Source organism: Deltaproteobacteria bacterium (assembly GCA_003194485.1).
Taxonomy (GTDB): domain Bacteria; phylum Desulfobacterota; class Dissulfuribacteria; order Dissulfuribacterales; family UBA3076; genus UBA3076.
Genome location: PQXD01000002.1, coordinates 112,402 through 121,552 on the forward strand (window position 1 = coordinate 112,402; position 9,151 = coordinate 121,552).

6 protein-coding genes are annotated in these 9,151 nt (G+C 52.5%); 5 read left to right on the forward strand and 1 reads right to left on the reverse strand.

The window, feature by feature from the left end:
* Positions 1-427 precede the first annotated feature (427 nt).
* The 5 genes from C4B57_01970 to C4B57_01990 all read left to right on the forward strand — a co-directional run bounded on the left by C4B57_01970 (position 428) and on the right by C4B57_01990 (position 7,993).
* Complete coding sequence (locus C4B57_01970) at positions 428-652, forward strand: transcriptional regulator (GenBank protein ID PXF55792.1); 225 nt, start codon at positions 428-430, stop codon at positions 650-652.
* 26 nt (positions 653-678) lie between these two features.
* Positions 679-4,266: an RNA helicase gene (locus C4B57_01975; GenBank protein ID PXF55793.1), complete on the forward strand. Its 3,588-nt coding sequence runs from the start codon at positions 679-681 to the stop codon at positions 4,264-4,266.
* Positions 4,260-5,444, forward strand: coding sequence for a transcriptional regulator (locus tag C4B57_01980; GenBank protein ID PXF55794.1), 1,185 nt, complete (start codon positions 4,260-4,262; stop codon positions 5,442-5,444). Before C4B57_01975 ends, C4B57_01980 begins: the two co-directional genes overlap by 7 nt.
* Positions 5,441-6,424 carry a chromosome partitioning protein gene (locus C4B57_01985; GenBank protein ID PXF55795.1) on the forward strand — a complete coding sequence of 328 codons (984 nt, stop codon included), beginning with the start codon at positions 5,441-5,443 and terminating at the stop codon, positions 6,422-6,424. The genes C4B57_01980 and C4B57_01985 overlap by 4 nt, the downstream gene beginning before the upstream one ends.
* A 153-nt stretch (positions 6,425-6,577) precedes the next feature.
* Entirely contained in the window at positions 6,578-7,993 is a 1,416-nt protein-coding gene (locus C4B57_01990; protein ID PXF55796.1) for a hypothetical protein, read from the forward strand.
* Here C4B57_01990 and C4B57_01995 read toward each other — a convergent pair.
* A complete protein-coding gene (locus C4B57_01995; GenBank protein ID PXF55848.1) occupies positions 7,913-9,115 on the reverse strand; it encodes an IS256 family transposase in 1,203 nt (400 codons plus the stop codon). The two genes, C4B57_01990 and C4B57_01995, sit on opposite strands and share 81 nt — an antisense overlap.
* Positions 9,116-9,151 lie beyond the last annotated feature (36 nt).

Consider the following 9,151-nt stretch of genomic DNA (forward strand, 5'->3'; position numbering starts at 1 on the left):
AAAAAAAATTAGAAAAATTGAGGAGTTGACTCAAAAAATGGTTGCTCTATGAAAGAATCTTCAGACCAATGGCAGTAATTGTATGGCAAGCAGCCTACCCGGTGCTTGCTGCCTGTATCTTATATGAAATATCCAGGTCACTCTCAAGCGGTTTCTGTCATAGGGACTTTTGGGGACATCCCGCAGACTCTCATAGTTCCATCAGGCGATTCCGCTGGACCTGACATCCTCACGCTCGGTCCCATCCAGAGAAACCAGGAAAAAAACCGGTTGATAAACGGGCTGGATTTCATATAATCTAAGCCAGTTTTTGTGGATTCGTCCGGATGAAAGCCGGTCAGGTACATCCGGTGCGGATTGATCCTTCAACAGACAGAATGAGCGCGTTTCAAGATTGAAACGGAAATCGAGGCGACCGGAGACAATGATGGAAGATCGATCTGCCTGTGCGTGGCCGCACGCAGACAGGTGGCTATCCGTGGATGAGATCGCGGCCTATCTCGGTATCAAGCGGGACACGGTTTACAAGTGGATCGCAGAAAAGCAGATGCCGGCACACCGGATGGGCCGCCTGTGGAAATTTCGCAAGGAAGAAGTGGACGAGTGGGTGCGTGGCGGCGGTGCGCACGGTGCTAAGGCAGAAAAAGAGTAACCCATGCAGTCAAAGCGAGAAGCATAATGGCACGTCTTGAAGAACTTAAACGTGGAGCAGTTGTAAAAGGCATCCTTCCGGATGGCTTCGTGACAGTTGTGGATGTCAACTGGATTGGTTCTGTTGCCATTGAACTCACCTATAAGGACAGCCGGGGCAAGCTGGGGAATGAACTGATTTATCGTGACCGGGAGATTGATCTCGAGATACTGGAGTCCGGTAAACCATGGAGTTTCGACGGTGAACCGGACTTGTTCCGCCTTGCTTCTGAAGCCCACCGGATTCGGTTGGCGTATCTTTTCGATCCACTTCTCGCCGTACATACTTCCCTGGTTGATCCCCTGCCACACCAGATCACCGCAGTTTACGAGGATATGCTTCCCAGGCAGCCGCTCCGGTTTCTGCTGGCTGACGATCCGGGAGCGGGGAAAACCATCATGACCGGACTCCTCATAAAGGAGCTGATTGCGCGAGGCGACTTGCAGCGATGTCTGATCGTTTGTCCCGGCAATCTTGTGGAGCAGTGGCAGGACGAGTTGTACCGCCGCTTTCATCTGCCTTTCGAAATCATGACCAACGACAAGTATGAAGCTGCCAGAACGGGCAATTGGTTCAGTGAAAACCCTCTTGCCATTTGCCGCCTTGACAAGCTCAGCCGCAACGAAGATGTCCGGGAAAAACTCAGGGCAACAGATTGGGATCTGGTCGTTTGCGACGAGGCCCACAAAATGAGCGCATCTTTCTGGGGTGGTGAAATTCGCCGGACGAAGCGATATCAGCTTGGGCGACTGTTATCGACACTCACCCGCCATTTCCTTTTGTTGACCGCCACCCCGCACAACGGCAAGGAAGAAGACTTTCAGCTTTTCATGGCTCTCCTGGATGGCGACCGTTTTGAAGGGAAATTCCGCGACGGTGTTCATTCCGTCAATGTTTCCGATCTGATGCGGCGAATGGTCAAGGAAGAATTACTCAAATTCGACGGCAGACCTCTTTTCCCCGAACGTAAAGCCTATACCGTTGAGTACAGTTTGTCCGATGGTGAAGCAGAGCTTTATGCAAAGGTTACCGACTATGTCCGGGAAGAATTCAATCGGGCCGAAAAGCTGGAAAACGACGGGCGCAAAGGCACAGTCGGCTTCGCCCTGACCATTCTCCAACGCCGTCTGGCGTCTTCACCGGAAGCAATATATCAATCTCTTCGCCGCCGCCGGGAACGCCTGGAGAAACGCCTGCGGGAAGAAGAACTCCTGAAGCGGGGCGCCGAAGTCAGTATCGAATGGCGGCAGGAAGTTCCGACCTTGACGGTTGATGACCTGGAGGATCTGGAAGACGCACCGGATGAGGAGGTCGAAGCAACAGAAGAGCGTGTCGTGGATCTGGCATCGGCGGCCCGGACTATTGCCGAGCTGAAGGCGGAGATTGCCATCCTGCAGGAACTTGAAACGCTTGCCTTACGTGTACGGCAGTCCAATTCCGACCGTAAATGGGATGAGTTGTCACGTCTGCTCCAAAATCAGGCCGAGATGTTCGACGCCCACGGCCACCGCCGCAAACTGATTATTTTCACGGAGCATCGCGATACTCTGAACTACCTGCAGGAGCGAATCGGCTCCCTGGTCGGCCGGACGGAAGCAGTAGTAACCATTCACGGCGGTATGGGTCGGGAGGATCGTCGCAAAGCAGAACAACTGTTTACTCAGGACAAAGATACCGAGGTTCTCATTGCCACAGATGCAGCCGGCGAAGGCATCAACCTGCAAAGGGCACATCTCATAGTCAATTATGATTTGCCCTGGAACCCCAACCGGCTTGAACAGCGTTTCGGCCGCATCCATCGAATCGGCCAGACGGAGGTATGTCATTGCTGGAATCTTGTCGCCTCCGAAACCCGTGAGGGTGACGTATATCGCCGACTATTAGAGAAACTGGATGAGGAACGTAAAGCCCTTGGCGGCAAAGTGTTCGATATTCTGGGCAAACTCACCTTTAACGACAAGCCTCTCAGGCAATTGCTCATTGAGGCAGTCCGTTATGGGGACAGGCCGGAGGTGCGGGCACGACTGAACGAAGTCGTAGATAACGCCCTTGACAGAAACAAACTTCGGGAACTCATCGAAGAGCATGCCCTGGTACATGATTCCATGGATGCCACGCGCGTTCAGGCAATCAGGGAGGAAATGGAACGGGCAGAGGCCCGCAGACTCCAGCCACACTTCATTGCATCATTTTTCCTTGAAGCTTTCAAGCGTCTTGGCGGAGCGGTACGCGAGCGTGAGCCAAAGCGATATGAGATCACCCATGTTCCGGCTGTTGTCCGGAATCGTGACCGCGCAATCGGCATGCGTGACCCGGTCCTGACACGTTATGAACGGATTACCTTCGAGAAATCACTCATAAGTGTGCCCGGGAAGCCGATGGCCGAGTTTGTTTGTCCCGGCCACCCGTTACTGGATGCCACATTGGACCTTATCCTTGAACGTCACCGCGATCTTCTGAAGCAGGGAGCAATCCTGATCGACGAGAACGATCCCGGAGATCAGATTCGCGCGCTGGTTTATCTGGAGCATTCCATCCAGGATGCACGGACTGACCGAAGCGGCAATCGCCGGATCGTTTCCCGGCAGGTTCAGTTCGTCGAGGTCACAAAAGGCGGGGAAGTGTTTGCCGCAGGATATGCACCCTATCTTGATTATCGCCCGTCAACGGCCGCCGAGCGCAAAATGATCGAGCAGATGCCTGATAGTGGTTGGCTGCAACGTGATATCGAATCTCTTGCCATGGATTATGCCGTTCAGCATCTGGTCCCCCGGCATCTCGAGGAAGTGAAGTCGCGAAAAGAAGAATTGGTTGACAAGACCATTGCCGCTGTCAAAGAGCGGCTGACGGTGGAAATCAACTACTGGGACCACCGCGCCGAACAACTCAAGCAACAGGAACTGGCGGGCAGGATAAATGCCAGAATCAACTCTGCCAAGGCTCGTCAGCGGGCAGACGAGCTTGCAAGCCGGCTTCAGAGGCGAATGGAAGAACTCCGGCAGGAGCGCCAGGTCTCACCACTTCCACCTAATGTCATTGGCGGCGCGATGATTATCCCCATAGGTCTGCTCCGCCTGTCTGCGTGCGACGCACAGGCAGGCAGTCTCGAGGATGCGGGGACGGAACCGGCTGCATTTGCCCGTGAGACCAGGCGGGTGGAGCAGGCGGCTACGGCGGCCGTGATGGCTGCCGAACGTGAACTTGGTTTTGAGCCTCGCGATGTTTCCGCAGACAAGTGCGGTTATGACATCGAATCGCGTAACCCCGACAATCCCTGTCTGCGTGCGGACACGCACAGGCAGGCGGGTGGCCTTCGCTTTATCGAAGTCAAAGGACGTATCAAGGGTGCCCAAACAGTTACGATCACCAAGAATGAGATTCTCACGGCCCTGAACAAACCTGAACAGTACATACTTGCCATTGTAGAAGTTGACCTGTCTGCCGGTCAGGCAGGCGGCGACCGGCCGACGCCTTGTTATATACGTCAGCCCTTCACGCGTGAACCCGATTTTGGTGTGACCAGCGTCAACTACAAGCTGGAAGATTTACTTGTAAAAGGGGGCAATCCATGTTGACAGACGATGAGATCAGAACTCTTCTCGAAGATATAGAGGCTGACAATGTGGAGAGGACTCTTTCCACGAATAAAACGGACAAATTCTGTCAAGCCATCTGCGCCTTTGCCAATGACATGCCGGGCCACAATAAGCCGGGGTATCTGTTTATTGGTGCAGATGACAAAACCGGAAAAATCGCGGGTATCGAAATCACGGATCAACTTCTCAAGAATCTTGCCAGTTATCGTGACTCCGGTCAGATCGTGCCTTTGCCGTCTCTCACTGTTCAAAAGCGATCTTTCCCCGAGGGAGACATCGCCGTGGTGGAGGTGCAGCCGTCCGACATGCCGCCTGTACGCTACCGTGGGCAGGTATGGATCCGTGTTGGGCCGCGCCGCGGCATCGCCAATGAACAGGAGGAACGGATACTCACCGAACGTCGGGTGCACAAGGCCAGGACTTTTGACATGCAGCCATGTCATGGATGCGGTCAGGGCCAGATCGTCTATTCCCTATTTCATGACTACCGGAACGCTGCCGTGGCCCCGGAGATCATCGAAGAAAACAATCGCGACATCTTTCAGCAGATGGCCGCTCTGGGATTATGGGACATGCAGAATCAATGTGTTACCAATGCCGGAGCCTTGTTGTTCTCAGATGCGCCCCGGAACTGGCTTCCGGGCTCCTATATCCAGTTTGTCCGCTTTGACGGCGAAGAACTGGAGTCTGAAGTAGTGGACGAACGGCAGTTTGGTAATGATCTCCGCACAATGCTTCACGAGCTTGATGCCTTCTTGAAAAGCCTTTTCCCGTCACGACCCGTCCCGGTTTCTGCGTTAAGAGAAAAACAGATAACCCCCTATCCATACTGGGCAGTTCGGGAACTGCTCATGAACGCGGTGATGCACCGCGATTATCAGTCCAATGCTCCGGTCCGTTTCTATTGGTTTTCCAAGCGGATTGAGATACAGAATCCCGGCGGACTTTATGGTGCTGCGATTGATTTCCCCAATCAGAATGATTATCGAAACCCCAAAATCGCCGAGGCAATGAAAATTCTTGGTTATGTAAATCAATTCGGTCGCGGGATAGCCACAGCCCAAGTGCTTCTGCAAAAAAACGGTAACCCGCCTGCGGAGTTTGATGTCAGCCAGCCAACCTTTTTCCTCGCAACAGTACGGGAGGCCGGAGCATGAAAACCATCGCTTTTTTCAACAACAAGGGCGGCGTGGGCAAAACCACCTTAGTTTACCATATTGCCTGGATGATGACGGAACTCGGCTACCGTGTGCTGGCAGCCGATCTGGACCCGCAGGCCAACCTGTCGAGCATGTTTCTGGAAGAAAAACGACTGGAAGAGTTATGGCCTGAAGAAGGAGGGCATAAGAGTGTCCTGGCATGCATCTCTCCGATCCTTGAGGGAACCGGGGATATTGCCGCCGCGCATACGGAGAGGATTCGGGACAGCCTGTATCTTGTTCCAGGCGATCTCGGCCTGTCGCAGTTTGAGGATAAACTTTCAGACAGTTGGCCCCGGTGTCTGGACCAGGATCCAGCAGCATTTCGGGCAATAACCGCCTTTTACCGCATTGTTTACGCTGTTGTCGAAACAGTAGATGCTGAAATAGTACTAATTGATGTGGGGCCCAATCTCGGGGCCATCAATCGCTCTGCCCTGATCGCGGCCGACCATGTAATCATGCCGCTCGCATCCGATCTCTATTCTCTTCAGGGTTTGAAAAACCTGGGGCCTACTCTCAGACAGTGGAGACGGGGCTGGAAACAGCGACTGGATCAAAAACCGGAAAATTTGAATATTCCTCTCCCTTCAGGCAACATGTCGCCCGCAGGTTATATCATAATGCAACATGTGGAACGAAAAAATCGCCCTGTAAAATCATACCGAAAATGGGTAGAGAGGATCCCGGGTGTATATAGGGAATTCATCCTTGACCAGCCAAGGGATGACATCTCAGATGTGAATAATGATCCCCATTGCATCGGGCTTGTTCGCCATTATCAGAGCCTCATGCCCATGGCCCAGGAGGCAAGAAAGCCTGTTTTTCTGCTAAAGCCGGCTGATGGCGCCATTGGCGCTCATGCCCAGGCTGTCCAGAAATGTTATATGGACTTCAAGCGGATAACTGAAACGATATTACAAAGGACATCACCGTAGAATACAGATTATTGCTTCAATAAAAAAATGCCAAAAGCAATGCAGGTGCAATGTAATAGACACAACTCATTGCTTTTAAAAGATAAATATTGCACAGTTAAAAATGATAAAAAGCAATCCCGGCACAAAAAAACGCGCCAGGGGTAGCAATATATGACACAGCGACGTAAAAAACTGATTGAGGTGGCTCTGCCGCTCAAAGAAATCAACGCACAGTCCGCCCGGGAAAAATCCATCCGTCACGGGCATCCGTCCACCCTGCATCTTTGGTGGGCCAGACGGCCGCTGGCGGCCTGCCGGGCCGTACTTTTTGCCCAGCTGGTGGACGACCCTTCCAGTGACCCGGCATATCGCCGACCCGATGGTACTGTAGACGAGGAACGGGCCGGAATCAAGCGGGCCGAGCTTTTCAATCTGATCAAGGAACTGGTCAGGTGGGAAAACTCCAATAACCCGGATGTGATTAACAGGGCCAGAGCGGAAATAGCCCGCTCAGTCGCCTCGCGGAAGATCGAGCTGGGTGAGCTTAAAAAGGAAACCATCATCTTTGGTCGTGAAGAAGGGAAAGCGCACCCAGACGGTCCTCTGCCCAACGACGGCCGTTTTACGGCCTGGCAGGTCAATTGCCGGTTGGCCCCTGCAACAGCGGTCAATCACTTTCTGCAAACATACGCGCCGCCGGTGCTGGACCCATTCGCCGGGGGCGGTTCCATCCCCCTGGAGGCGCAGCGCCTCGGTTTGCGCGCCCACGCCTCAGACCTGAATCCGGTGCCGGTGCTGATTAACAAGGCGCTGATTGAAATTCCGCCGAAGTTTGCGGGACTGCCGCCGGTCAATCCTGAGTGGCAGAAGAAAAGCCGGGAGGAAAAAACCCTGCAATCGTCATGGCAGGGAGCGCGTGGGCTGGCCGGGGACGTGCGCTGGTATGGCCGGTGGATGCGCGACGAGGCGGAAAAACGGATCGGCCACCTGTATCCCAAGGTGAAGATTACCCAGGAGATGGTGGACGACCTGTCTGCGTGCGGGGACGCACAGGCAGGCGGCCGCCCGGATCTGAAACCCTGGCTCGGTCAGGAACTCACCGTCATTGCCTGGTTGTGGGCCAGGACGGTGGCCAGCCCCGATCCGTCGGTGGGCGGTAAACATGTGCCGCTGGCCCGCTCCTTCTGGCTGAGCAAGAAGAAAGGCAAGGAAACCTATGTTCAGCCCGTGGTGGACAGGGAAAAGGGAATGTATGAGTTCAAGGTCAGGGTCGGGAAACCTGCAGACGGGTTTGATCCGGGTAAGGGAACAGTTGTCCGGACGGGTGCCGTATGTGTAATGACAGGTTCTCCAATTCCGTTCGATTACGTACGTGATGAAGGGAAAGCTGGACGGATGTACCAGCAGCTTATGGCAATAGTATGTGAGGGATCACGAGGTCGTGTTTATTTATCGCCAACTTCTTATCAGGAAAATGTTGCTGACTGCGGACTGCCAGAGGTACTGTCAACTTTTTTGTGTGAATTTCTCATAGGCCAATTCTTTGAGAAAAGGCAGGTTGTTACGCACTTTTCCTATTGGGTTTGATCTCCAATGCAATTCCATTCTCAGAGAGATAAAGGCCAGGAGACGGTAACAGGCAGTCTCACCAGCGATGATCTCCATAGGTTTCGTTCTGCGTTTAAATTCCTTGTTTAGTCTCTCTATGATATTAGTGGTCCGTAGAGATATCCATTCCTCTTCAGGAAAGCTGAAAAAGGTCAGGCAGGCATTGATGGATCTCTCAAGACAGGATACAGCAGAAGGAATGGTATCCTTCCATTTCTTTTTAAACTGCTCGAAAAACTCCATGGCTTTCTTTCTTGAAGAGGCATAGAAGATGGACCTTAAATCATCCGCTACTTCCTTCTTTAGCTTCTTGGGTACCTTGGCCAAGACATTCCTTGCTACATGTACCTGACAACGCTGTACCTTTGCATTCGGGAATTCTTCCTTGAATACGGTCTCAACACCAGTTAGACCATCCATTATGCCCAAAGTAACTCTCTGGGGATTCAGACCTCTTGTCTTTAAATCCTTGAAGAATTCACGCCAGCTACCTGCTGATTCTTTATCTCCAGACTGGAGACCTAATACCAACCTTTGATTTGCCTCTGTGACACCAATGGCTGCCAGAATCGGAACGGTCTCAATGTCCCGAGCAATGCGCATGTTAAAATTGACTCCATCAATAAACATGTACTTGACACATTCTGATGACAGGTTTCGCATCCTCCATTTCTCAACTGCCTCTGACAGTTCTACATTGGCACTGCTGATCTCAGTAGGAGAAATCTTTCTGCCTATCAGCCTATAGGATATCATGGAGAGACTACGAGTACTGATACCTGCCAAAAACATAAGGCTCAGGTCCCTGGCTATCTCTTCCTCATACTGCTTGCTCCTGGGAATGACCTGGGTCTTGAACTCTCCCTTACGGTCTCGAGGTACATAAACATCTACTTTGCCTATTCCCTTTAAGGTAAAATGACGACCATAGGATCCATTGCGATGATTGGGTTCTCCAGAGCTGCGCTCATAAGGTTCTCTGCCCAGAAAGTGTGTCAGCTCCGCATTCATCATGGCTGTCAGATACTGACCAACAGTCTTTTGAATATCAAAACGGATCATCTCAAAAAGTCTCTCCGGCTGCTCCTCTGGATATTTCATATAAGCGCAGGCGAATTTTGTGACGCAGCACAGGAG